The 23,755-nt window shown below is 68.1% G+C and carries 20 protein-coding genes and 2 pseudogenes; 8 read left to right on the plus strand and 14 right to left on the minus strand.

The genetic code is table 11. The annotated features are described in order from the left end of the window. The first annotated feature begins 5 nt into the window (after positions 1-5). From ACYVDA_RS19845 to ACYVDA_RS19855, 3 genes and pseudogenes are all read left to right on the plus strand, one after another. Complete coding sequence (locus ACYVDA_RS19845) at positions 6-701, plus strand: response regulator transcription factor (protein WP_460820250.1); 696 nt, start codon at positions 6-8, stop codon at positions 699-701. Continuing rightward, positions 694-1,740, plus strand: coding sequence for a HAMP domain-containing protein (locus ACYVDA_RS19850; protein WP_460820251.1), 1,047 nt, complete (start codon positions 694-696; stop codon positions 1,738-1,740). Before ACYVDA_RS19845 ends, ACYVDA_RS19850 begins: the two co-directional genes overlap by 8 nt. A 12-nt stretch (positions 1,741-1,752) precedes the next feature. Then, a pseudogene (locus ACYVDA_RS19855) lies at positions 1,753-2,054 on the plus strand (sensor histidine kinase). Positions 2,055-2,077: 23 nt separating this feature from the next. On the opposite strand, the gene ACYVDA_RS19860 reads toward ACYVDA_RS19855, so the two are convergent. From ACYVDA_RS19860 to ACYVDA_RS19870, 3 genes are all read right to left on the minus strand, one after another. Further along, a complete protein-coding gene (locus ACYVDA_RS19860) occupies positions 2,078-2,395 on the minus strand; it encodes a hypothetical protein (RefSeq protein ID WP_460820252.1) in 318 nt (105 codons plus the stop codon). A gap of 398 nt (positions 2,396-2,793) precedes the next feature. After that, on the minus strand, positions 2,794-3,036 hold the full coding sequence (locus ACYVDA_RS19865) for a hypothetical protein (RefSeq protein WP_460820253.1): 243 nt from the start codon (positions 3,034-3,036) through the stop codon (positions 2,794-2,796). A gap of 102 nt (positions 3,037-3,138) precedes the next feature. Further along, positions 3,139-3,615, minus strand: a complete 477-nt coding sequence (locus ACYVDA_RS19870; RefSeq protein WP_460820254.1) for a TlpA family protein disulfide reductase — start codon at positions 3,613-3,615, stop codon at positions 3,139-3,141. A 567-nt stretch (positions 3,616-4,182) separates the two neighbouring features. Between ACYVDA_RS19870 and ACYVDA_RS19875 the strand changes: the two genes are divergently transcribed. Then, positions 4,183-4,545, plus strand: a complete 363-nt coding sequence (locus ACYVDA_RS19875) for a TlpA family protein disulfide reductase (protein ID WP_460820255.1) — start codon at positions 4,183-4,185, stop codon at positions 4,543-4,545. Between the two features lie 5 nt (positions 4,546-4,550). Here ACYVDA_RS19875 and ACYVDA_RS19880 read toward each other — a convergent pair whose 3' ends face one another. From ACYVDA_RS19880 to ACYVDA_RS19900, 5 genes are all read right to left on the minus strand, one after another. Next, a complete protein-coding gene (locus ACYVDA_RS19880) occupies positions 4,551-6,590 on the minus strand; it encodes a copper resistance CopC/CopD family protein (RefSeq protein ID WP_460820257.1) in 2,040 nt (679 codons plus the stop codon). An 11-nt stretch (positions 6,591-6,601) separates the two neighbouring features. Further along, a complete protein-coding gene (locus tag ACYVDA_RS19885) occupies positions 6,602-7,342 on the minus strand; it encodes a DUF3105 domain-containing protein (RefSeq protein WP_460820258.1) in 741 nt (246 codons plus the stop codon). Between the two features lie 136 nt (positions 7,343-7,478). After that, positions 7,479-8,696 carry an MFS transporter gene (locus ACYVDA_RS19890; protein WP_460820259.1) on the minus strand — a complete coding sequence of 406 codons (1,218 nt, stop codon included), beginning with the start codon at positions 8,694-8,696 and terminating at the stop codon, positions 7,479-7,481. Between the two features lie 149 nt (positions 8,697-8,845). Then, positions 8,846-10,198 carry a dihydrolipoyl dehydrogenase family protein gene (locus ACYVDA_RS19895; RefSeq protein ID WP_460820260.1) on the minus strand — a complete coding sequence of 451 codons (1,353 nt, stop codon included), beginning with the start codon at positions 10,196-10,198 and terminating at the stop codon, positions 8,846-8,848. Further along, positions 10,195-10,509, minus strand: coding sequence for a thioredoxin family protein (locus ACYVDA_RS19900; RefSeq protein WP_460820261.1), 315 nt, complete (start codon positions 10,507-10,509; stop codon positions 10,195-10,197). Before ACYVDA_RS19900 ends, ACYVDA_RS19895 begins: the two co-directional genes overlap by 4 nt. A 55-nt stretch (positions 10,510-10,564) precedes the next feature. Between ACYVDA_RS19900 and ACYVDA_RS19905 the strand changes: the two are divergent. Next, positions 10,565-10,687: pseudogene (locus ACYVDA_RS19905) on the plus strand (MerR family DNA-binding transcriptional regulator); the annotation flags it as partial. 74 nt (positions 10,688-10,761) lie between these two features. Continuing rightward, positions 10,762-10,965, plus strand: a complete 204-nt coding sequence (locus ACYVDA_RS19910; protein ID WP_460820282.1) for a MerR family DNA-binding protein — start codon at positions 10,762-10,764, stop codon at positions 10,963-10,965. A 178-nt stretch (positions 10,966-11,143) separates the two neighbouring features. Here ACYVDA_RS19910 and ACYVDA_RS19915 read toward each other — a convergent pair whose 3' ends face one another. Next, complete coding sequence (locus ACYVDA_RS19915) at positions 11,144-12,682, minus strand: hypothetical protein (protein WP_460820262.1); 1,539 nt, start codon at positions 12,680-12,682, stop codon at positions 11,144-11,146. Beyond that, positions 12,672-13,019: a hypothetical protein gene (locus ACYVDA_RS19920; protein ID WP_460820263.1), complete on the minus strand. Its 348-nt coding sequence runs from the start codon at positions 13,017-13,019 to the stop codon at positions 12,672-12,674. The genes ACYVDA_RS19915 and ACYVDA_RS19920 overlap by 11 nt, the downstream gene beginning before the upstream one ends. 200 nt (positions 13,020-13,219) lie before the next feature. Between ACYVDA_RS19920 and ACYVDA_RS19925 the strand changes: the two genes are divergently transcribed. After that, complete coding sequence (locus ACYVDA_RS19925; protein WP_460820264.1) at positions 13,220-14,122, plus strand: hypothetical protein; 903 nt, start codon at positions 13,220-13,222, stop codon at positions 14,120-14,122. A 267-nt stretch (positions 14,123-14,389) separates the two neighbouring features. Here the strand turns inward: ACYVDA_RS19925 and ACYVDA_RS19930 are convergent, their stop codons facing one another. The 4 genes from ACYVDA_RS19930 to ACYVDA_RS19945 form a co-directional block, all read right to left on the minus strand. After that, complete coding sequence (locus ACYVDA_RS19930; protein ID WP_460820266.1) at positions 14,390-15,469, minus strand: DUF4192 domain-containing protein; 1,080 nt, start codon at positions 15,467-15,469, stop codon at positions 14,390-14,392. Positions 15,470-15,483: 14 nt separating this feature from the next. Then, entirely contained in the window at positions 15,484-15,816 is a 333-nt protein-coding gene (locus ACYVDA_RS19935) for a hypothetical protein (RefSeq protein ID WP_460820267.1), read from the minus strand. 417 nt (positions 15,817-16,233) lie between these two features. Next, positions 16,234-16,860, minus strand: coding sequence for a hypothetical protein (locus ACYVDA_RS19940; protein ID WP_460820269.1), 627 nt, complete (start codon positions 16,858-16,860; stop codon positions 16,234-16,236). Positions 16,861-17,004: 144 nt separating this feature from the next. Continuing rightward, positions 17,005-17,424, minus strand: a complete 420-nt coding sequence (locus ACYVDA_RS19945) for a hypothetical protein (RefSeq protein ID WP_460820270.1) — start codon at positions 17,422-17,424, stop codon at positions 17,005-17,007. Between the two features lie 305 nt (positions 17,425-17,729). Here ACYVDA_RS19945 and mobF point away from each other — a divergent pair, with 305 nt between their 5' ends. Next, positions 17,730-23,603: a MobF family relaxase gene (gene mobF / locus ACYVDA_RS19950; RefSeq protein ID WP_460820271.1), complete on the plus strand. Its 5,874-nt coding sequence runs from the start codon at positions 17,730-17,732 to the stop codon at positions 23,601-23,603. The last annotated feature ends 152 nt before the right edge of the window (positions 23,604-23,755 follow it).

A 23,755-nucleotide genomic window follows, 5' to 3' on the forward strand; every position in this document is an offset into this window, starting at 1 on the left:
ACGGCATGGCCACCGGAACGATCCTCATCGTCGACGACGAGCCGAAGATCAGATCCCTCGTGCGCGCCTACCTGGAGCGCGAGGGGGATCAGGTCTTCGACAGCGGGACCGGGAATGGCGCCGTCGACATCACCAGACGGCTCCAGCCCGATCTCGTCGTGCTGGACCTGGGACTTCCAGACCTGCCGGGAGAAGAGGTTCTCCGGCCGGTGCGTCGCACCTCCGATGTGCCGGTGGTGATGTTGACCGCGCGGGCAAGCGAGGGAGATCGCGTCGCGGGCCTCAAGCTCGGTGCCGACGACTACGTCACCAAGCCGTTCAGCCCGCGTGAGCTCGTCGCTCGGGTGGAGGCCGTCCTGCGTCGAGCGGGAGGTTTCCGATCCGCTCAGGTGTCCTACGGGCAGGGGCGGTTGGTCGTGGACCAGGACAGCCGCGAAGTGACCCTGGAGACCGTGGTGGTCGAGCTCACCCGAACAGAGTTCGATCTGCTCACCGCGCTCACCTCTCGCCCCGGGCGCGCCTGGTCCCGGTTCGAGCTCGTCACCCGCCTCCAAGGCGATGACTACGACGGCTACGAGCGGACCGTCGACGCACACGTCAAGAACCTCAGACGCAAGCTCGGCGACGATCCCCGCCACCCCCAGTTCGTCCGAACCGTGCCCGGCATCGGTTACAAGTTCGACCAGACCGCCGATGACTAGCAGCCTCGCGCGGCGGCTGACCGCAGCGTTCGTCGTGATCGGCTTCGGATCGGCACTGCTGACCGCGATCCTGATCAACCTTGCGTTCGGTGGCCGGTTCGACACCTACCTGGGCCAGCAACGCGCAGCTCGTGAGAGCCAGTTGGCCAGCGCCTTCACCTCTGCCTACACGCCAGGGCGGGGATGGCAGGCCGCCCGGCTCGACCAGCTGGCCCCGGCGATTGCGATGACCGGTGCCGAAGTACGCCTCGTCGACCCGTCATGGAGGCCGGTATGGTCCCTGGCCGATAGCGCGATGGGACCCGGGATGGCACGAATGCATCGCGAGATGACCGCGGCCGGCCCTCTCCTTCCTCAAAAGAACATCCCCCTCACATTGCGCGGACGAGAGATCGGGGAACTCCTGGTCGCGCAGCCGACAGGCACGGTCCCCCTGGTCGATCAGGGATTTCGTCGCTCCGTCAACTGGCTCCTGGCCCTCGGGGCACTGATGGGAGGAACCATCGGCGTCGGTGCCGGCGTGCTGGTCGCCCGTCGCACGGTCCGACCGATCACCGAGCTCACCCACGCCGCTCGAGACCTGCAAGCCGGTGACCGCAGTCGACGAGCCGAGGTGCCCGGCGATGACGAGGTCTCACAATTGGCCCGGGCCTGCAACGACCTCGTCGATTCGGTCGCACGAGAGGACGCAGTACGCCGTGCGTTCGCGGCGGACGTGGCACACGAGCTGCGGACACCGTTGGCGGTGCTTCGTAGCCAAGTCGAGGCGATGCAGGACGGTGTCGTCGAGCCGGGCCCGGCGGTGTTCGACTCCTTGCACGACGAGACGCTGCGTCTTGGTCGCCTCACCGCTGACCTGGAGACGATGACGTCGGCCGACCGTGTCAAGTTCGATCTACGCCGCGTCACCGTCGATCTCGCCGACATCGTCGAAAGAGCCGCCTCAGGACTCAGGCACCGGTTCGAGGACCAGCGGTTGAACCTGGTCCTAGCCACGGAACCGACCGTCGTCCTAGGCGACGACGTGGGACTGCAGTAGGTCGTCACCAAACTGCTGACCAACGCCGCGAAGTTCGTCCCCGAAGGGGGATCCGTGACCGTCTTGACGCGACACGCAAACGGATGGGTCGAGCTCGGCGTGGACGACGACGGCCCAGGGATCGCAGCAGCGGACCTCCCGCACGTCTTTGGACGCTTCTACCGGGCCACGAGGTCCGGACCGGCGGGTCGGGTATCGGACTCGCTGTGGCGGCCGCACTGGTGCACGCGCACGGAGGCGAGGTCAGCGCACACAACCGCCCCGCAGCGGGGGCGTCCTTCCTGGTGCGACTTCCGGCTGTGGACGAGCCGTAGACGGGTCACGAGGTGCCCCCTCCTCAGCTCGCCGCGCGCCGGGCGGCCAACATAGTCACCTGATTGCCGTACTCGGTGTCCAGGTCGACCCCGTAGTGCTGGGCAAGAGCGAAGACATCAAACAACACCCCGCAGAGAGCCTGTGCGACAGGCTCTTCGCTCTCGGTGGCCGATTTGCGGCCCTCCGCGATCAGGATCGCGCGAGCAAGCTCGCCCAACTCCTCGGTCAGATCCAGACAGCGCACCCCCGCAGACCATGCCGGGAAGGCCGCCAACACGGTCTCGGTCCGGGCCACCCACTGATTCATCCCGCCGGCATTCGCCGTACTCAAGTCGCTCAACGCTTCCGCCCAGGGGCTGCGGGGCCGTAGCTGCCGCTCGCGCGCATAGGCGTCTGGTCGAGACGCCCGGAGGGGGCGAGCTGCACTTGTAAGGGAGTCTGGAACCGACGCATGACGGCTCCTTTCTGTGATGGATACGGTTGCCAGGCGCCTCGCGCGCGAAACCAACTGCTAGCGCGTAGGGCTTGGATCCGCGGTGGCGTCGTCCACGTTCTCGCCTCGCAGGGCCGCGATCTCGGCGCGGAGCCGTGCGGCCTCGTCCGAGACGGCGCAGTTCTCGACGGACTCATGCCTGCTGGGCATCATCATGCAGTGACCGCGTCGCATCGGCCGAAGGCAGGTGAAGTAGGTGAGCACGAGGGCGGCCGCGGTAACCCCGACCGGGAGAAGTGTCTCCATTAGCCGCGATCCACAGGTCCGGCACCCGTCGAATAGGTGCTCGAGCTGGCGTTGTTGCCCCGCTGTTCTGCGCGCAGCTGGTCGACTTCAGCACGCAGGCGCGTCAGTTCGTCGGCACTGGTACGGGCGGGGTCCTGGGCGGCCGTGTCGGTGGACTTGCCGCCGCGCATCATCATCAACATCATCAGGCCCATTCCGACGGGGCAGGCGAGGAGTGCGAGGGGGTAGAGAAGCTGGGCCATGGGATCGTCCTTCTGTCGAGGAAGGCACTCGGAAGGCCTTCTCCTGTAACTACTACTCTACATCGTAGATGGCTGTCCCGTCCGTTCGCGTTCCGCCCGGGATCATTGTTTCGACGTGCCACCCCGACCTTCCGCCACGGCGTCCGAGACGAGCGCATGCAGAGTGGCGTACGTGGTTCGGCCGACGACTCGAGCCGCGACCCGACCTTCTCGGTCGACGACCAAGGTGCTGGGAATGGCATTGCGAGGAAGCATTGAGCCAAATGCCAGGATCGCTTGCCCAGCGTCCGCCGTGGCGATACTGGTGTAGGTGATCTTGTACCGGCGCTCGAAAGCGATGGCGGCAGCATCGTTGTCCCGCACATCGATTCCAACGAACCGGACGCCCTGCACCTTGGTCTCCGAGGAGACCCACCCCAGGACGGGGGCCTCGGCGCGGCACGGCGCGCACCATGATCCCCAGACGTTGATGACAAGCACGTTGCCTCGGTGGTCGCGACTCTCGAAGTGCCCTTCTTCCAGCGTCCGCCCCTGAACCAGAGGGAGCTTGACCCGGTCGACGGGCTTGATCTGTTGCACCACACCGACGCCCTCGACGTACCCCTTGTCCTGGGAGGAGCCCCCTGGACCCCCGCACGCAGAGGCCAGGAGCGCGACGGCCACGATGGCCAGACCAGCGCCGCGACCACGCCCTTGATTGACTCTCATGTGTCCTCCCCGGCTTCCATCACGCACAGAGCGGGGAGGTTGAACCCCGACGCACTCCTACTATGCCGTATCGTAGACGGCACATCATCCAAGCGGGTCGCGACGGACCCCCTGTCCGAAACGAACATGCGCAGCAGCCATCTTCAACGCTCTCATCGCGCCAACGCCGACCCGCCATGCTCGCGACGTCGCTTCCGACTGGCATGCCTGCCGTTGGCGCTGCTGGTGACGTTGACAGCATGCGCCGCACCGCCCGACTCCTCGGTATCGGGTCGCGACTACGACTCGGCCGAGCAGCCCATGAGAAAGCAGGATCCTGTTCGCATTCGGGGCGTGGAGTCGTGCGGCCTGCTTCCCCGGCTTGTGCTACCCGCTCGCTCAAATCCCCAGTCCGACCTACCCTCGACGCCATTGTCGTGCCTGATCAGAGGTCCATCGGTGGACCTGTCGCGGCTGCACGGGAAACCCGTCCTGGTCAACCTGTGGGCGTCCTGGTGCGGGCCGTGCCGCAAGGAGATGCCGATCCTGCAGGCCGCCCACACCCGGGACGGCCAACGGGTCCAGTTCATCGGGGTGGACACCGCCGACGGCGCCGAGGTGGCCGCCGCGTTCTTGACCAAGGTGGGCGTCACCTATCCCCAGCTGTCGGATATAGACGCGACCCTGGTCAAGCATCTACGGATCCCGGGCCTGCCGGTGACCGTGGTCATCGGCGCCGACGGCGCTGTCGTGGAACGTCACATCGGCGCCTTCGCGGCGCGAGACCTCGACTCCTTGCTCGACCGGGTGGCCAATCCCTGAGCCGGTCAGTGCCCGCTGGCGTCACCTTCGGGGTAGACGAAGGTGCGCGAGGTGAGGTGGTTGGCGGCCGACAACGTCTCCCGCAGAATCCGCCCATCCCGATCGACCGTGAGACGAACGTAGGTGCCCTCCCCCGGGTAGGCGAGCGCCAAGGTCGTCTCGCCAGCACGCTCCTCGAGCAGCACCACCGTGGGCGCTGATCCACTTCCGTAGGGCTCTCGGCTGAGGAAGTCCTCACCTGACATCGGTAGCCGGTTGAGTCGGCCCGCGCCCTGGTTCGTGTTGCTCGTGACCTGCTCGTGCAAGGTGAACGCGGGAACCCGACGCATCGTGGTGACGAGGTCCCGCAGGCGTCCCGGGGCGGGTCGACCGGGCCAGCTGATCGGGATCGCGGTGCTTCCGCCCTGCCACCGGTCCGAAGACGCCTTCAGCGTGAGTGTGCTCGAACCCCGCGCCCAGCCGGCGGGAGCCACGAAGCATCCCGCCCCGCATGCCCGGAAGGACAGTTCGCTCGGCTCGCCACCTCGTGGCCCAGCGACGTTGCCGACCAGCTCGTAGTGGGCGTCACTGCCCTGCAACACGGACTTGTTCAGGTCAGGGGTGGTCAGGCGGACCACGAGCTGTCCCTTGCTGAGGGTCGTCCCGATGCCGATCCACCCGGCTCGTGCACCCAGGGATTCGGTTGGCCCCACCGGTGGTGGTGGGAACGGCAGCGGACCGTTCTCCCGGACCGGAGGGGCAAGCGCCGTGAGCAGCCCGGACAACCCCAAGACAACCACCAGACCGACCGCCTCGTACCGGGCTGCGGCGCCGGGCTGCGCTCGGTCGGGGCGTGCTCGCAGGTTGCGTCGGGCAGAAACAGCCAACGCTGCGACGGCCGCCACCATGACCAGCTTGACCACCAGCGACAGGCCGTATCCGGTGCCGAACAACGTATGCACCCAGGTGTCGCCAGGTATTAGCAGCACGGCAGAGACGGTGCCCGACACCACCACCGCCAGGAACAACCAGACAGCCAGCCGCGCATACGCGGCCACAATGGGCGCCGCCCGCAGCCCACGCCGCCGCGCGGCGTACCCCACCCGCAGCACGTGCACCAGGGCGCCCACCCAGACGGCTGCTGCCAGCAGATGCACCCCGGTCAGGACCGCGCCCAGTCCGGGGACGACGGCCTGCGGATGGGCGCGGAACCCCTCGGCGACGGCGACGAGGCTCAGAACCACGCCACCGAGCAACCGTTGTCGGGTGACGAACAACACGGCGGCAATAGCGAACGCCAGCACTTCGACGGCTGCAACCCGTCCGGGCACGGTGGTCAACAAGTGTCCGAGATCGGGGCTCCCGAGACCCCGCAGCACTGAGCCATTCCCCGCAAGGGCGACGAGAAGCCCCAGCGTGGCTACCAGCCCGACACCCGTGCCCCCTACCAGCCACGGTCGAATCGTCCTCGACACCGAGCGGAGCTCAGCGTCGCGGCGGGCGATTACGTCGCCAACAAGTCCACCCAGGCCCAGCGCTAAGCCCGCGAACAACATCCACCTCAACAGTGCTGTGACCCCCAGACCCTGAGTCCCTGAGGTCGCGCCGGCACCGACGGTCAGACCGGAGTCCGAACCGACAGCGAAGTGAAACTCACCCAGCATCGCGTCACCGTCGCGCGCGATCCCCTGCCAATGCACGGTGTACTCGCCCACCGGCAGGGTCGCCAGCACCCGAGCCGTCAACGTCTGACCCTTCGCCGTCGGCATCCCGACCCGCAACTTGGCCCCATGAACGTCGGTCAACTGAATGCCAGAGGCCGAGGGGATGACTGGCTGGTCAAAGACCAGCTGGATCTGACCCGGCGAATGCGGCACCGCTCCGTCCACCGTGGGGGTGGTGAACAGGAGCGTCGCGTGCGCAGACGCGGGAGCTGCGGGAACTGCGACCAGCACCAATACTGCCAGCCCCAGAGCCGGCGCCAGTCGCCCCAGGAGCCGAACGAGTCGGTATGCGAGTTCGCGAGGTGGACGCTGGGCACAATGGTGTCGGCTCAGGGTCCTCATCAAAGACACGATCAACCAGCGGTCGGTTCCGGCGAGTCCGAGAAGGGATACCGCTTGACGAAGGTGCTGACCGTCTCGCCGCTAACCCTCGAGCAGTACCGCAGAACCCCGGCCTGGGCCGCTGAACCGCCCGTGCCCGCAGACCAGTGGCTCAAGGCAACATGCGCGCGGCCAGGGAACGGGTCGCCGTCCTTGGCAGTCCAGGGAGCGGCGATGAACTTGCCGGCGCCGCCACCGTCCTTCTCGTAAACCCTCGCAATCGCCCGAACCTCAGCGACCTGTTCCGTGTCCTTGGCGACACGCTCGTCGTACCACAGGATCGTGTAGCCGTGCTCCAGGTTGTGCACCAGCGTCGGGACTGCGGGCCGGTCCTGCCCGGTGTAGAACTTCTGCGAGAAAGGTGCGGGCACCGCCCAGTGAGGACCAGAAGCCGGCGGGGCAGTGGAGTACGTGATCGCCGTACCAACCTGCCGATGATCCGTGCTACCGGTCGCGTCTTGCGTCGCGACAGGCTGGCAACCTGCAGAGGAGGCTGCCGCACCGATCTGATCCAGGGCCTTGCCATTGAACTGACTCTGGGCCCGACTTCGCTTGACCAATGGATACGCCGCCGATCCGATGATCGCGGCTCCCACCACAACACAGGCCGCCACGACCAGGATCGTGCGTCTGCGCTCCGCCCTCTGCTGATCCTTTCGTAGCTGGTCCACGCGCGCCCTATGGCTTTCGCGGGCCTCTGCCTTCTTGGCCAATGTCTAGCCCTTCTCAATCTGCGTCCCGCAGTGCGACGGGGACGACATCCCTGGGTACGAAGTAACATAGTAGTAGGCACCGGTGTCGGGTCCTGCGGGCGGTGAGTCCGCCGGTTGTGCTGTGAGTCCGTCGCTCTCACGTGGTGGGATCGCCCCGGTTCGCGACCAGTCCTGCGGCCGCGGCGGCCAGCAGGAGCGCACCGCCGAGGAAGTAGACCGCCTCGATGCCGTACAGGTCCGCCAGCGTGCCCCCGACCGCTAGGGATAGGAACCTGCCGCCCTGCCAGAGGACATCCATGGCCGCGAACACGCGTCCACGGACCTGCTCGGGCGTCTCGGCCTGGAGCACAGAGTTGAACGTCACCGCGCCGGTGGAGGTGCCGACCCCGTAAAGGGCCAGCGCGCCAGCCGCTACGGGCACGGCGGTGACCGAGGCGAGCGCCAGGTCGACGACCCCTCGGAGGCCGTACGGGCCGAATACGAAAAGTGGGCGGGCCGGGTTACGGACGCACCGGAGCAGGACGAGCGGGCCCAGGGCCGCTCCGACCCCGATCGCGGCGACGAGCAGCCCGTAGCCGCGTCCTCGGAGATCGAGCTGTTCCTCGGCGAGGACGACCAGCAACGCACTGGTCGCGCCCGCCGAGAGCGCGGCGAGAAACTGCCCCACCGCGAGGGCACGAAGCAGGCGATGGCGCACGTGGACGGCGACACCTTCCCGGGCCTCGGCCAGCAACCGGCGCCGCTGCACCTGTCCCAGAGGCCCCGGCACTCGTAGGCCGCGAAGCACCACGGCGCTGATCGCGTAGGAGAGGGCGTTGACGGCGAAGGCTGGACCGTAGCCGAGCGCCACGACCAGAAGACCCGCGAACGGCGCGAGCACGACCTGCGATAGGACCGCGGCGGTCCAGATGCCACTGTTCGCGGCGACCAGTGCGTCCTTCTTCACCAGCGCCGGCAGGACCGAGGACGCGGCGGGGTTGAAGAAGACCGCGCCGACGGACATCCCGAACGCGACCGCGTACACCCCGACCGGGGCGTCGTGCCACACCGCCAAGACGACCGCCAGGACCAGTCGGAACAGGTCTGAGCCGACCATCACCCGCACCCGGGGCCACCGGTCCACCCACGGGCCCGCGAAGGGCGCGAGCATCAGCACTGGCAGGATCTCAGCGACCACGACCCCGCTGACACCGAGCCCAGAACCCGTCAGGTCGTAGACCAGCAGCGCCAGGGCAACGAAGTTGAAGGTGTCCCCCCACTGCGACACCGTCCGGGCCGACCACAACCGGCGGTACCCCGGATCCGCAAACACCTCGCGAAGTCCCGGCCGGGGGGTGGTCCCACTGGCGCTCAACTCAGATCTCTGTTCTCGATGCGTGTCCGTGGTCCATGCCCTGGTGCGAGGCTGGCGTGCGAGTCACCCCAGCTAGCGACCGCGCGTGCACCCGGCATCTCCGGTCCCACCCATGGCGTCACCCTCCTGCTTCGCGGTCTGGACCGCGCTCAGAGCATGGAGCCAAGATCTGAGCCGACCGTGGGGTAGGCAGCGGTCATGGACTTCAGCTGACGGCTGGTCAGGTCGAGCTTGATGGCGAGGGCGAGGAAGTTGATGAGTTCGCCGTACTCGGGGCCCAGCAGGTGCGCGCCGACGACCCGGTCGCTGGACCGGTCGATGAGTATCTTGGCGGCGGCGGTGGTCTCACCGATCCGATAGTTGGAGTACCAGCCACTGGTGTCGCTGTAGCGGACATCGACCTCGATGCCCTGGTCGTGGGCCTCTTGTTCGAGCAACCCCACCCGGGCGAGCTCGGGGATCGTGAACACCGCGGTCGGGACACCGGCGTAATCAGGGACCGTCGTGGTGCCCTTGAGCATGTTGGACGCGGCGACCTTGCCCTCGAAGACCGCGACCGGGGTCAGCGGCATCCCGGGGGTGTGGGCTGAGTCACCGGCGGCGTACACCGCCGGGTTGGTGGTGCTCTGCAGGTGAGCGGCGACCTGTATCCCGTGCTCGTCCCACTCGACGCCGGCAGCGCCGAGGTCCAGGCCGGACAGCTCCGGTGTGCGGCCCGCGCCGTGGACGACGAGGTCGAACTCCAGGGTCTCGGGCTGGCCGGATCGCTCGACGGTGACCTGGTAGCCGCTCTCGGACTTCTCGATCCCGGTGATCGTTGTCGATCGCTGGAGTTCGATGCCGGCCTCGGCGCCCCGGGTGATCAGGAGCTCGACGAGGTCGGGGTCGAACCCCTTGAGAGGACGCGATCCGCGGTCGATGATGGTCGGGGTACTGCCGGCACGCGCCGAGATGTGCGCGAACTCGAAGGAGATGAAGCCACCCCCGACGAACAAGATCCGCGGCGGGAGCACATCGAGGTCCAGGAAGTCGGTGCTGTCGACCAGGTGCTCGTGACCGGGGAAGTCCAGCGGGAGTGGGCGTGCCCCGGTGGCGATCAGGAAATGCTTCGCCTCATAGGCGATGCCGCCGATCTCGATGGCGTTCTTGTCCATGAACCGGGCAACGCCGTGAAGAGTGTCGATGCCGTTCTCGGTAAGGCTTGTCTCCATGTTCTGCGGGACTGGGTCGGTGAAGCCGTGCTTGTGTTTCATCAGGTCGGCCCAGTTGATCGACAGCTCGGCATCGTCGATGCCTTTGCCGCGCATCAGCCGGGCGCTGTCGATGATCTCGGCGCCGCGGCGCAGGATCTTCTTCGGGTCGCAGCCACGCAGCGCGCACGTACCGCCGTAGGGAAGCGCGTCGACGATCGCGACGTGCCAGCCCTGCGAGGCGCACTTGTTGGCCGCAGAGACACCGGCCATGCCGGCGCCGATGACGATCAAGTCGTAGCTGCGCGTCATCGCATGTCCCCGTTTGTCACGGCGAACGCTGCTCGGAGCTGCTCGAGCGTGGGCGCGCCGGCCGGGCCGTCGGGTGTGCGGTAGACCCGACACGACAACCCGACCCCGGCGTCTGGCTCGGCGAAGACGTCGACGCCGTCCACCAGGATGCTCGGCGAGCCGTGGAAGCCGACTCGCTCGGCCTCCTCGAACGTGTCGACCAGATGACGCGACACCGTGAGGTCGGGGCGTTCGGCGGCGATCGCGGCAAGACGCTCGTCGGCGATCTTCCAGTTCGGGCAGTCGTTGAAGTACAGCAGGGCGATGTCCATGCCAGCGACCGTAAACCTTGATCCATGGTGCAAGGTCAAGCGTTAGAGTCGAAAGATGTTGATCGGAGAGCTCGCCGACGCGGCTGGCCTACCTAGCCAGACCATCAGGTTCTACGAGCGTAAGGGCCTCCTACCCGAACCCGAACGCGGTGCCAACGGCTACCGCACCTACGCCGCCGCCACACTCGCCCGGTTGCACTTCGTTCAGACCGCCCAGGCAGCCGGCTCACCCTTGCCGAGATCGGCAGCATCATCGACCTCCGCGACGACGGCAACGTCCCCTGCGCACATGTCGCGACCCTCATCGACACCAAGCTCGCGAACGTGCGTGCACGCATCAGGGACCTCTCCGCGCTCGAAGCAGAACTCGAAGGTCTCATCGCACGCAGCCGCCGCCTTGATCCCTCCGACTGCACCGACGCCGACATCTGCCACATCCTCGCTCGGCATCGATAAGTGAGCCCCAAAGCCGCGTTCAACATCGGGCAACGTCGATGCCGATCCTTGGGGCAGCCGACGTCCCGCGTCAGGCGTCCACGCTCGATGACGGGCACATTAAGTTATGCGGTGAAATGAGTGCGTTCGGCTCGCCCTGCATAGAGATGGGACACGTCTCACTTTGAAGGCGAGCACGTCAGTACGAGCGCTCGAGGATTGCTTCTGGTCGCGCAAGACCGACTGCTTCCGACAACCGTCTCTGGGCGCGCGAGGAAGGCTCCGCGATGTTGCTGGCTTGGCTCTGGGATTTGGTTCGAGCGACGGCTGATGCCGACGCAGCGGCCTGCGCGACTTCCGCGCTGACCCTCAAGAGTCCTTCGGCGACAGGCGAGGGCAGGGACACAAGGCGCTTGGCGAAGATGTCCGCCGGCGAGACCCACGCCTGATCGTGGTCAAGGCCGGCCGTGGCTTGGCCGGCTTCGACGCCTTTGTGCGCGCGGTGGGATAGAGCGCGGGCCGGTCCGGCGAGGTCGCTGCGGTCGGCTTGCTCTGCCACCCCATGGGCGAGTTCGCTCGCGGCCTCCAGCGAGTCCAGGCTGGCGGCGAACCCGCGGCCGAGACCGGGACGCTTCGCGATGGCTTCCGGGCTCGCCTGGGCGGTGACGTCACGGGTGAGTTCGCGATAGGCGGCGCGCACCTCGGCCGCGGCCGCAGCGAGAGCTGGGTCAAGCCTGTCCGAGGGTCTGGTGAGGTCATGCCAGCGTGAGCCGAGTTGGCTCCAGGATGCTGCTGCGCGGCTGATGGCCGGCCGCGCCCGCTCAAGCTGGGGTGCCTCATCGACGTCGTGGGGCCGGTCGTGTACGACGGCGTCAAACAGGGTGATGCTGGCTCCCGTGATCAGTGACTGGCTGCGGGTGATGAGGACAAGGTTGGCGGGACTTGGGTCGTGGGCCAGCGTGCGGTGCGCCTGGATGTCCCACCGGGCGAGTGCGCGGGGGATGCGGTCCTGGTCCTCGGTTGACCGTACGGCCTCACCGTGGGGTGCGGTGGCGAAGCGTCCTTCCAGGTAGTTGTGGGCGAGGTTCTCGCATCTGGCCGCTCGCTGCATCCACGCGACGGTGGGCGGCACCGCGTAGGGGGTGTGGATGCTCGAGAGCGGGATGGCGCGACCCTGACTGCGGGAATCACGAACGAGGTCCCTGCCGTGGGAGTTCAGCGCCACTGTGATCGCGTGGGCTGTGACATAGAGCGTGTGCATCACCCGGGCTCGGGTGGCGTCGATGTCGCGCGCGGTGCGGCTCTGGTGCGTGGGGACGTCGGTGCCGTAGCGGCCAATCAGGGCGCCGACGGTGCGCAGCGTCTCACTGATCTGGCCGACGCCGGTGTGTGCTGGCCCGTCACCGGGCCAGCTGCCAGGGCGAGCGAGGAAATCAGGGAACGTGCTCGTGGTCGCAACCAGACGATTCAGGCAGCCATCACGCTGGGCCGGGTCGCGCCTCCGGCCCGGAAGGGCCTCCCAGAGCTGGGAGGCCGCGTCGACGAGCGTTGGCCAACTGCGCAGCAGGTGTCCGGCATCCTCCCCGGTGACGTCGATCAAAAGATTCCGGGCCAGGTGGTCGGCGTCGTGCAGCATCTCGCCTACCGTGCGAATGTCTCTGCGTGTGTGCACGATCCGCCCGGCGTCAAAGAGCTCCTCATCGGTGGCAGAGAACAGCGCCAGAATCTCAGCAGCCATGGGCCCGGGCTTCCCGGATCAGGTCGCACAGTTCGACGGCGAGGCCGCTGAAGGTGAAGTCGGTCCGCGCTCCGATAAGGGACTCGGCCTCGATCAGCAGCTCGAGCACGCTGCGCTCGTCGATGTCCTCGGGCCCATCGACGTGGCAGTCGGCGGTGAGCAGTTGCGCGGCGGCGCCGCGAGCGAGGTAGGCCCCTAGGCCCAGATCGTGCAGCGGCGACTCAGCGCCGGCGGTCTCAGCGTGCTCCCACGCCAGCAGCGCCGCACGGTCGAGCAGCACAGCCACCTGGGCCAGCAACTCGTCAGGCTCGTGAGCAGCGACGTCAGCGGTACTCATCGCAGTGTTCCTTCCAGAGGGGGTCGGTCCAGAGCTCCATCAACCCACCGTGGCCCGGCAGCGCGCCGACGGGCCGCTCGAGACTGTGGATAACTCCGGGGGTGTCGGCTCTTGGGAGGAAACTGGTCACGGATGAACAGGACGCCGATGGGCTGTTGGGCGATCACGCAGCCCGAAGTTGATTCGCTTCGCACTAGTGCGTGCATGAGGAGGAGATCGCGATGCGAGTGCCTGCTGGGGTTTTGAAGGCGGTAACTCACCTGATCGCAGTGGTGGCGAGCCTGCTGCTCGTCCTGGTCCCAACAGCCGTGCTCCCGCCAGGTCTGGGCTCCGTCGTGCTGCTGGGCATGATCGTGGCCGTTGCCCTGGTCACGGGAGGCAAGCTCGAGGGACCGGCGGTACGCCTGACTGCCCGAGCCAGTGCGCCCACCGATGGCGAGTTGCAGGTCCTCACGCCCATCCCCGACCTAGCCGGGACTCACGTGCTGGTGTGCCGGAACGCAGCGCACACCGCCGCCCCGGTCGTGATCATGGGCCCGTTCACAGTGGTCTCGGCGGCGCTGGTCGAGGCCCTGTACAGCGGCCGGGTGAGCACTCAGGAGGTGACTGCTTTGGTCGTGCACGCTCGTGCCCACCACCAGGTGATCGCCATTCGACGAGCGGAGGTAGCGATCGCATTGTTAGAGACGCCTTGGCGAATCGCCGTCAGGCTCTTTCACGGGGTCGAAAGCGCATTGGCCTGGATGCCGCTGGGCTTCCCCGCCTGGCGGATACGTGGCGTGGCGGGCGTGGTCTGCTTGGTCCAGTCGGTGGCCGGGGGCCGCACCTGGCCCGGGGTACTTGGAGCCGGGGTGATCGCGCTGACCTATCTGGTGCCGGGCGCCAGCCAGGCCCTCGCGGCGCGAGCCACGACGGCCGGTGACGCCGAAGTGGTGGCCGCTGGGCTTGGCAGATCGCTGCTCAAGGTGCTGGGCCGCAGCGGTCAGCAGTTGTCCTTGGAGCGTCGTCAGCGACTCCAGGCCTCACCGAGGCCGGAGTCCTCGACGGTGGCGAGGCTGGCGCCCGCGGGTCCGACTCGGCACTTGCAGGTGGTACGCAGGTGACTGCTCACTCGTCATCACCCAAGTCGTGCCGATCCGGCACCCCCGAGCTGGAGTAGTGCACACACCCGCGGCCCAAGCCGGGATGCGGCCGATGGTTCATGCACGGCAAGCCTCCCAGGGTTTGTGGGCAGGCGACCCACGTGCGCGGGTGCGTGACCTCTAGTTCGTGATGGACGCGCTGGTGGAACGCTGGGACGTCGAGCCGACCCGTCCACCGTGGGAATGGCTGGTCGCTGCTGATGGCTGGATCGTCCGGGGTCACCGTGCTCACCTCTCCGGGGAGCGCGGACCCGGGGGCCGCTGGCTCGGGAAGCTGGGCCGATCCGGCGCACGCACGCTCGGGGGCTCAGGGGTGTAGGACTCGTCCAGGTCTTCAAGGTCCCTGCTTCTTGCCCCTGGGTCAGCGGCGGCCAGGCCAGCCACCAGGCTGCGTTGGACCTCCCACTCGCTCGGCGGGAGCCCCCCGTGGAGGACCCCGGCGACGATCGCGGCCATCGAGTAGTTCTGGTCCGTTGGCACCTCGTCGAGCGCACACCACGCCTTCGCTCCGTCGCCGCACAGCCAGCCGGCAAAGGCGGCCATCGATGCTGCGGGAGCCCGGACCTCGTCTGGGGCGCGGCGGGTCATGTCGACCCACAGCGCCTGATGGGCATTCGAGCTCTCGAGGGTCATCTCCTCCCAGAGCGCGTCGCGGGTGCTGATGGTCTGCACCGCCACGAGCAGGCGAGCGGCGTCGCGGTCGGTGAGCCGGGTGCCGTCATCGAGGAACTTCTCGAGACGGCTCAGTGCCCATCCCCGCTCAATGGCGGGTGTGTCGGCGACTGCGTACGCCTTCTCGAGCTCGGCCGCGACCGGCTCACGGTCCCCGACCAGAGTGGCGGCCATGACCTCGCGGCTTTCGGCTGGCCGCACCCGGCCCGCAACTACTCCAGTCGCGGCCATAAGGTCGGTGGCCTCCTGGCTGCAGCGACCCAAGTCGCCAGTGGTGAACTCCGACCACACGAAGCCGTTGGTCCACAGCCGCACCGGGACGCCGATGCCGATCCCTTCCAGCCGCTGAGCAATGTCTCGACTGGTCACCTCGGCAATGCTGCGGTCACCGGTGAAGCACATGGCCGCCATCCGCACTCGCCCGTCGGTACGTAGCGCATGTGGGCCCAGCGCGTCCCGCAGGCTCTCGTCCCACAGGGAGTCGCGGTCCTCAACGGTCGTGGGGATGTCGACACGCACCACCGGGAGCTGCGAGCTGAACGGCATCAAGACCAGGGACTCGGCCGGGTGAAACCCGAGCAGGTGAGGCACCGCGGCGATCGCATCCTGGTGTGTACGGATGGTGATGGTCTGCATCGCGTGCCCCCCGTTCAGACCTCGGTCGTGACAGCCAGGGCGGTCTGCCGCTCCAGGCGAGCACGGTCGTACTTCAGCGACACGCCCACCTCGCCGAACCGAGTGCTGAGGCTCACGACATCCTCGATGCGCTTCCCACCGGTCTCACCGTCGCGCCCAGCCGCATCGCGCAGCCGTCCATTCACCACGACCCGCTCGGTGGAGTGGTCGAAGTGGTTGACCGCGCGGTCGGTCGTCACGCTTTGCCCGGTGAGCTCGCCATCGCCCCACTCCGGTGCCTCAATCTCGATGCGTCGCCTGATCGCGACGCCATACCCCGCGAACGGTTTGCCGTCGCGGCTAGGCAAAACTCGGGTTCAGCCATCAGGTTGCGAGAGAATCTCACGCTGGCCGACATGGGTCCTCCTTGGTCACGGCAGGACGCTTTGGTGCCCTGCATTCACCAAGGACAGTGAGCAGGCTGCGAGCGATCACCCGCGCAGGAAAGGATTTTCCGTCGGCGACTGCTATCGGAGCGTGCGTAATGGCCGCTGGGCCAGCGGGGGTGGCAGCGGCCTGACGCGCCGCTTGCGCACGGTGGCCGCTTACGAAGGGTGACCACGAGTGCGGTCCCCGCCCTCTGCGTCGTGGCCGCGTTGATGGGCGTGGCGGGTGCTGGGCTGCTGATCCCGAACATGGGGCTGAGAGTCGGGTGCGTTCCTCTACGACTCCGGTCGCCCGACGCAGATCATCCACGCTGGTCCGCAGGGTGGCACAAACTGCCGCTACGGCTGCCCATTCGTCATCCGAACCATCCGCCTCGAGGTATTCGCGTTCGGCACGATCCGCGGGTATGCCCCCGCTACGGAATCCAGGAGGTCGGCGCTGGTCGTGGCTACCTGGGCGGCGACCAGCACGGAACCGTCGAACTCACCTTGTTCGCGCGCGATGCGCCGTTCGAGCTGCGCGGCCAGTTCGCAGCACGTGTCGGCGACTGCATCGATCCAGGTGTGGGCTTGAAGGGGGGTCGCCTCAAAGTCTTCAGCATCAGGGACCTCAGCGTGGTGTCGATACCAGTCACACGCGGCAATGTTCGGCGAGGCCAACGCGTCGAACCCCGCATTGAGGTCGACCGGGGCAATGAACTCCGACGTCGGTGAAGGCGGTCGGTACTTCCCGCCGAGCAGTGCCATAGCTGCACCGCTGAGAAAGGCGAATCGACCCTCCTCCGACATGGCCGCGGTCGACCCGCGCAGCGTCAGGAACGCTGTCACCAGTTCGCGGACTCGTGGCTCGTCAAAGTGACGACCTCCCCAGTGCTCTTGGAGATCCTCAAGCAGCTCGACGGTCCGAGCGTCGATCCATCGGCCGAGCTCCCCATCAGCGTTCTCGAAGTCGCGGGCGCTACTCATTCGGACCCCTGCAAAAGGCCGAGACCGGGCTCGTCGATGACGTCTATGCGTCCGTTCGGGGCGTGCGCGGCGGGTGCCAGAACGACCCGGCGCCTCAGGTGAAGCTTGGCGACGCCGCGTGTCACGAGGTGTCGTCGTGGTCCATCACAGATCTCTCCTCAGCGACCGGGTCCGATCGGTCGGCGGCGGGCTGCCCCCGGTACCGCCACCTGCTCCCCCACTCGCGACGGCCGCGGCCGTCGCGGTCAGCGCCGTAGCACCGTCCTCGTGGTTGTTCTCGACCAGCCGTCGCAGCCGCGTCGCCTCTCGCACGCCGATCTGATCGCCGCACCACTCGACGGCTGCGCGCAGTGTCACGCCCTCGACCTTCGTCATCTCGCGCAGCGCTGCCCCAGCCCGCACCTCCGCCTTGGCCACCGCCGCGTCTCGCTCCCCAACCGCAGTCATCACCTGCACCGCCAGGTCTTCCAACCGCCTGGCGCGCTCCAAGAGCACAGCCCTGCGTTTCGACGTGACACTCCGCGCGTCGCGTCGCGCCTTCTGCCGCATCGTCTGCTGACTCATCCGGTTCATCCCTCACTCGCCTCGACATGGATTCCCTGACAGTCACCAAGGACACAACCCGTACCGCGAGCGATCACCACCGCCGAAGAACCTTCCCAACGCCTCTCGATCTGACCCGCCAAAACCCCTCACCGCGACGTCTCGACCACTCGCGAGCATGGACTGGCGTACCCCCCTCGCTGACGTGACAGACGAAGCGCTACACACCTAGTGCATTCCCGGTCGCGTGCGCAGAACGAAGAGACACCGTATTAGCCGGTACGTGATCGCTCAGCGGCCCCGGAATGACCTAGGTGTACGTGACCATGAGTCTGCACAAGCTCACTGCCGGGTCGGGGTACGACTACCTGACCCGACAGGTCGCGGCGTTCGACTCCACGGAGAAGGGTCACACCGGGCTGGCCAGCTACTACACCGAGAAGGGCGAGTCCCCCGGGACCTGGATCGGCTCCGGCATGGCCGGGATCGACGGCCTGGAGGCCGGTGACGTCGTCACAGCCGATCACTTGCAGAGCCTGTTCGGGTCGGGGCATCACCCGCTGGCAGCCGAGCGGGTCCGCGAGTTCGAGCTACTTATCGGTCGCCCTGGGGTGGCTTCTCCCACCGAGGCGGAGTACTTGGCCGCGACCCGGCTGGGGATCCCGTACAAGGTCTACAAGAACGACGTGAGCGCGTTCCGGGTCGAGGTCGCCAAGCGGATGTCGGCCTTCAACGAGGCCGCCGGGTTGCCCGCTGACTGGCCGGTCCCGGCAGCGGAGCGGGCCTCGATTCGCACTGACGTGGCCCGGGAGTTCTTCACCATCGAGCACGGCCGCGAACATGTCGACGCTCGTGAGGTGGCCGCCACGATCGCAAAGCACTCGCGGCCGAAGACCCAGGCGGTAGCCGGTTACGACCTCACCTTTTCTCCCGTCAAGAGTGTCTCGGTGCTGTGGGCGCTGTCCGATCCGTCGACCGCCGCGGTGATTGAGAGGGCTCACCGGGCCGCGATCGACGACGCTCTGGCCTTCATCGAGACGAAGGCTCTATTCACCCGTGAAGGGACCGACGGTGCCCGCCAGGTCAACGTCCGCGGCCTGGTGGCCACGGCCTTCACCCACCGCGACTCTCGCGCCGGCGACCCCGATCTGCACACTCACGTGGCGGTTGCCAACAAGGTGCAAACCCGCGCGGGCGGCAAGTGGCTCACGATCGACGGGCGCCTGATGTTCAAAGCGAAGGTCTCGGCCTCCGAGACCTATAACACCGCGCTCGAACGACACCTCAGCGAACTGTTGGGGCTGCGTTTTGAGGAGCGTCCGAACGCCGATGCGCGCAAGCGGCCGGTGCGCGAGATCGTCGGGATTAACGGTGATCTGAACGCCCGGTTCTCCAAGCGCCGGCACAGTGTCGAGGCCCGCCGCAAGGAGCTCGCTGCGGACTTCCAGCGCACCCATGGCCGCCCAGCCACCCCGGTGGAGACGCTGCACCTGGCCCAGCGGGCCACCTTGGAGACCCGGGACGCCAAACACGAGCCGCGGACGCTGGCCCAACAGCGCGAGGCGTGGCACGCCGAGGCACTCCAGGTCATGGGCAGCCGTCAGCGGTTGGGCCAGATGCTCCGCTCGACGCTGCAGCCACGACCGGGTCGGGCGCCACAGACCCCCGACTCGGCGTGGGTCGCCGCGGCCGCCGACCGCATCGTCGCCACGATGGAGGGATCGCGGGCCACGTGGCAGTACTGGCACGTCTACGCCGAGGCGCAGCGCCAGGTCCGCGCCGTGCAGACACCCACCGACCACGTAGTCCAGCTGGTCGGATTGCTGGTCGATGAGGTCCTCGAAAACCGGTCGGTGCGCATCACCCGGCCACTCGACAGCATCACCGAGCCCGTACAGCTGCGCCGCGTCGACGGCTCGTCGGTCTACGTGGTGGCTGGGGTCCACCTGTTCACCTCGGCGACGGTGCTCGCCGCCGAGGAGCGTCTGGTGGCCGCTGCGGGCCTGTTCGATGGGTTCATTGTTCCGGAGTCCTGCGTCGAGCTGTCGCTGTTGGAATCCACCGCGAACGGCATCACCCTGAACGCCGGGCAGGCGACGCTGGTGCGCCAGATGGCCACCTCCGGGGCACGGTTGCAGCTGGCGATCGCACCCGCGGGGTCCGGCAAGACCACCGCGATGCGTGCCCTGGCCGGCGCGTGGACCGACGGCGGCGGCAAGGTCGTCGGTCTGGCCCCCTCAGCTGCCGCCGCCGATGCGTTGAGATCCTCGATCGGCTCCCGGATCGGCACCCAGACCGACACGCTCGCCAAGCTCACCCACTCCCTGAGCAGCGGGAAGCTCCCGGCCTGGGTGTACGGCATCGACTCCTCCACGCTTGTGGTGATCGACGAGGCCGGGATGGCCGACACCCTGGGACTGGACAGTGCGGTGCAGTTCGTCCTGGCGCGTGGTGGCAGCGTGCGGCTGGTCGGGGACGATCAGCAGCTCGCCGCCATCGGTGCTGGTGGCGTCCTGCGCGACATCCGATCCCAGCAAGGTGCCGTGCAGCTGAGCGAGCTGGTGCGTTTCCGTGATCCGGCCGAGGGTGCCGCGTCATTGGCGTTGCGCGAGGGCCAGGGCGAAGCGCTGGGCTTCTACCTGGACCGACAGCGGGTGCACGTGGGCGACTTGGCTACCATGACCGAGGACCTCTTCGGGGCCTGGCAGGCCGATCGGGCGGCGGGCCTGGACTCGGTGATGCTGGCCCCCACGCGCGACCTGGTCAGCGAGCTGAACCAGCAGGCGAGAGCTCATCGCCTCGGCGGGTTGGACACCATCGACCCGAGCGCGGTCGGCCCGACCCGGCGGTTGGCCGACGGCAACGAGGCCTCGGTCGGGGAGCTCGTCATCACCCGCGAGAACGACCGCCGGCTGCGCACCAGCGCGACGGACTGGGTCAAGAACGGTGACCGGTGGTCGGTGCTGGGGGTGCACGAGGACGGGGCGTTGACCGTGCAGCACCTGCGCCACGGCCGCATCGTCCGCCTCCCGGCGCAGTACGTCGAGCAGTCCAGCGAGCTGGGTTACGCCTGCACCGTGCACACCGCCCAGGGCGTCACCGCGGACACCATGCATGGCCTGGCCGCCGGCACCGAGTCGCGGCAGGAGCTGTACACGATGTTGACCCGCGGTGCCCGGGCCAATCACGTCTACCTCGAGGTGGTCGGCGACGGGGACCCGCACTCGGTGATCCACCCCACCCTGGTCCGGCCGCTGACCCCGACCGACATCTTGGAGTCGATGCTGGCGCGAGACGACGCACAGCAGTCCGCGACCAGCGGAATCCGCGAGCAGGCCAACCCACGGGCTCGGCTGGGTCACGCGGCCCGGCGCTACCTCGACAGCCTGTACGTCGCTGCCGAGGACGTCGCCAGCAGCACCGTGGCCACCGCCGTGGACGTGACGGCCGAGGCGCTGCTGCCCGGCCTCGCCGACGAGCCGGCCTGGCCGGCTCTGCGCGCCCACCTGATGCTCCTTGGTACAAGTGGGGCCGACCCGGTAGCCGCACTGCGTGAAGCGGCCATCAACCGGGAGCTCGACACCGCCGGCGACCGCGCCGGGGTGCTGGACTGGCGACTGGACCCCTCCGGGATGCGCAACACGGTGCCCGGTCCGCTGCCATGGATGCCAGCAGTTCCGACCACCTTGGCCGAGCACCCTCAATGGGGCAACTACCTCAGCCAGCGAGCCGACCTGGTGGCCGACCTCGCTGGCCGTGTCCACCAGGACGCCACCACGTCAACCCAGGCCGGGCGGCTGCCCGGCTGGGCCGAGAACGGACTGCGGCCCGATGCGAACACGATCGCCGACGTCGAGGTGTGGCGAGCCGCCATGGGCGTCGAAGCCACCGACCGACGTCCCACCGGCCCACCACGAGCACAGAAGGCGACCGCACGCTGGCAGCGAGATCTGAACCGGCGCCTGGCCGGTGACCACACTCCGGCGCTGACCGAATGGCGCCACCTGCTTCTCGATGTCGCCCCGCAGGTCCGCACCGACGAGTTTACTCCCCTGCTGGCCGAACGGCTGGCAGCGATGACACGCGCCGGCCTTGCCACCCACCAGCTGCTCCGTGGCGCGGCCGCAGCCGGACCTCTGCCCGACGACCACGCGGCCGCCGCGCTGTGGTGGCGCATGTCGCGCCACCTCACCCCAGCCCTGGCCACCCAGATCGGCAACGGTTCACACGGCCAGACCATCACCGCCACATGGACCGCCCAGCTGGCCGCCCTCCTGGGCCAATACCAGGCGACACAGCTCAAGGCCAGCACCTGGTGGCCCGCGCTGGTCAGCAACCTCGAGCACGCTCTACAGCGCGGCTGGCAGCTCGAGGATCTCCTCCTGGCCGGGTCCCCTCCGTCAGCCGACACCAATGGGGGCGGTCAGGTCGGTCAGGTCGGTCAGGAAATCGAGGAGTGTCTGGCGCTGGTATGGCGAACCTCTGTCGCCCTCGATCCCATCCCCGACGCGCTCGAGTACCCGGACCCCAACCAAGAGCCCCCCGAGGACCTGTGGGACGGCGTCGAGCCACAGAACCGCGCGTACATCGAACACGCCTGGAGCCCCGACCCGGCGCCGGCGGCCGATCCCGACGACCTCGATGAGATGGACGTGCCGGAGACTCAACCAGACCGGTTCGACCCGGCCACCGTCGAGCGCGACCTGCTCCTGGCGCGTCTGCGCCGCCCCAGCGCGGCCGTCGAACTGGAACCGACCGGGGCGCAGCTGCGATCCGCCTACCAGCGCGCCAAGGAATGGGACGACTGCCCGGTCACCCGGGAGCGTCTGATCGAGGTCAACACCCTCACGCACCGGTTCTTCCAGGCCCACCTGGCGGGGTCGTGGGCCCAGTTGCACCTGGCCGACCGATTCGGTGACGGCCCCACCGACCAGCCGTACATCCCGGCCGGGCGAGCCCCCGCCGGCTGGACAAACCTCGTCGCCCACCTGCGAGGGCACGGGATCAGCGAAGAGGAGATGCTGGCCGCCGGGGTCGCCACCCGCGCCCGCACCGGCCGGCTGATCGACCGGTTCCGCGACCGCGTGATGTTCCCTATCGAGCACCACGGCGACGTGATCGGCTTTGTCGGGCGTCGCCGCCCGGAGTTGGGCGACGACGACAAGGGCGGACCGAAGTACCTAAACACCGCCAGCACCGCCCTCTTCCACAAGGGTGACCAGCTGTTCGTCGCCGACCCACGGCTGCTCAAGGACGGCGCGACACCGGTGCTGGTGGAGGGCCCGATGGACGCCTACGCCGTCACCCTGGCCGGAGAAGGCCGCTACGCCGGCGCCGCGACGCTGGGCACCTCACTCACGAAACAACAGGCTGCGCAACTGGCAAGGATCAACCGCGACCCGATCGTGGCCACCGACCCCGACGTCGCGGGCCAGGTCGCAGCCGAGCGCGACTACTGGCTGCTGACCCCGCACGGCCTCGACCCCACGCACGCCCGGTTCCCCCAAGGGTTGGACCCTGCTGATGTCCTCACCCAACGCGGTCCGAATGCGCTCGTCGCCGCCCTCGACTCCGCCGCATCCCTGGGCCAGGTGCTGCTGGAAGAGCGGATTAGCAACATGGACCCCGCCGCAGCGCTATTGGAGGCGGTCCAGGTCCTAGCCGCTCGGCGTCCCACCGCTTGGGAGCACGGAGTCCAGCAGCTGGGTAGGCGACTCTACGTGGGCGACGAGGTCGCCGCCCGGTTCCTGCGCGACACCGTCGAGACCTGGGATGCGGACCCGAGGACAGTGGCCGCGGACAAGGCCGCTTCTGCCGGCGTCGTCCGGGCGCGACTCGAGGCCGCTGCCGAACTGCCGCCAGCACAGCGGTGGGCAGCACTCGCCGACGAGCTGGATGCGCGGCTGGTCCACGAGCCAGACTGGCCTGCCACCGCCACGATGCTGCAGCAGGCCCACGAAGCCGGCCACGACATCCCGGCCGCGACCCGTGCCATGGTCACCGACGCGACACTGGGTGGCAGTCCGGCCCGCGATCTGCGGTACCGGATCGGCGCGAGCCTCGACGTCACCGCAGACGTCGACGAAAGCCTGCCGACGGCGCCCGCAACGCAGCGGCTGAGCGGCAACAAGGACGCTGGAGCCGACCACCGCCACCCGCACCCAACACCCGAACACCAACGCACTGGCCCCCACCGTTAGGACGACCGGTTCGAGCGTGGCCAGGTTCCTCCTCATCGCGAACAACCGAACCGACGGTGGCCTGTGGATCGCGAACAGAGACACGGACCGGTCATGAGCCGACCCAGCAGCCGGGGGCAACGTGCACTCCTGACCAATGAAGTTTCTTCCGG

Source organism: Nocardioides korecus, from assembly GCF_054778395.1.

What these genes read in the sequence shown, in the direction of transcription:
- ACYVDA_RS19895 (WP_460820260.1), bottom strand. Translation starts at nt 10,198, where the DNA reads ATGACGCGCAGCTACGACTTGATCGTCATCGGCGCCGGCATGGCCGGT.
- ACYVDA_RS19940 (WP_460820269.1), bottom strand. Translation starts at nt 16,860, where the DNA reads ATGAGTAGCGCCCGCGACTTCGAGAACGCTGATGGGGAGCTCGGCCGA.
- ACYVDA_RS19930 (WP_460820266.1), bottom strand. Translation starts at nt 15,469, where the DNA reads ATGCAGACCATCACCATCCGTACACACCAGGATGCGATCGCCGCGGTG.
- mobF (WP_460820271.1), top strand. Translation starts at nt 17,730, where the DNA reads ATGAGTCTGCACAAGCTCACTGCCGGGTCGGGGTACGACTACCTGACC.
- ACYVDA_RS19845 (WP_460820250.1), top strand. Translation starts at nt 6, where the DNA reads ATGGCCACCGGAACGATCCTCATCGTCGACGACGAGCCGAAGATCAGA.
- ACYVDA_RS19945 (WP_460820270.1), bottom strand. Translation starts at nt 17,424, where the DNA reads ATGAGTCAGCAGACGATGCGGCAGAAGGCGCGACGCGACGCGCGGAGT.
- ACYVDA_RS19865 (WP_460820253.1), bottom strand. Translation starts at nt 3,036, where the DNA reads ATGGCCCAGCTTCTCTACCCCCTCGCACTCCTCGCCTGCCCCGTCGGA.
- ACYVDA_RS19850 (WP_460820251.1), top strand. Translation starts at nt 694, where the DNA reads ATGACTAGCAGCCTCGCGCGGCGGCTGACCGCAGCGTTCGTCGTGATC.
- ACYVDA_RS19920 (WP_460820263.1), bottom strand. Translation starts at nt 13,019, where the DNA reads ATGAGTACCGCTGACGTCGCTGCTCACGAGCCTGACGAGTTGCTGGCC.
- ACYVDA_RS19915 (WP_460820262.1), bottom strand. Translation starts at nt 12,682, where the DNA reads ATGGCTGCTGAGATTCTGGCGCTGTTCTCTGCCACCGATGAGGAGCTC.
- ACYVDA_RS19900 (WP_460820261.1), bottom strand. Translation starts at nt 10,509, where the DNA reads ATGGACATCGCCCTGCTGTACTTCAACGACTGCCCGAACTGGAAGATC.
- ACYVDA_RS19880 (WP_460820257.1), bottom strand. Translation starts at nt 6,590, where the DNA reads ATGAGGACCCTGAGCCGACACCATTGTGCCCAGCGTCCACCTCGCGAA.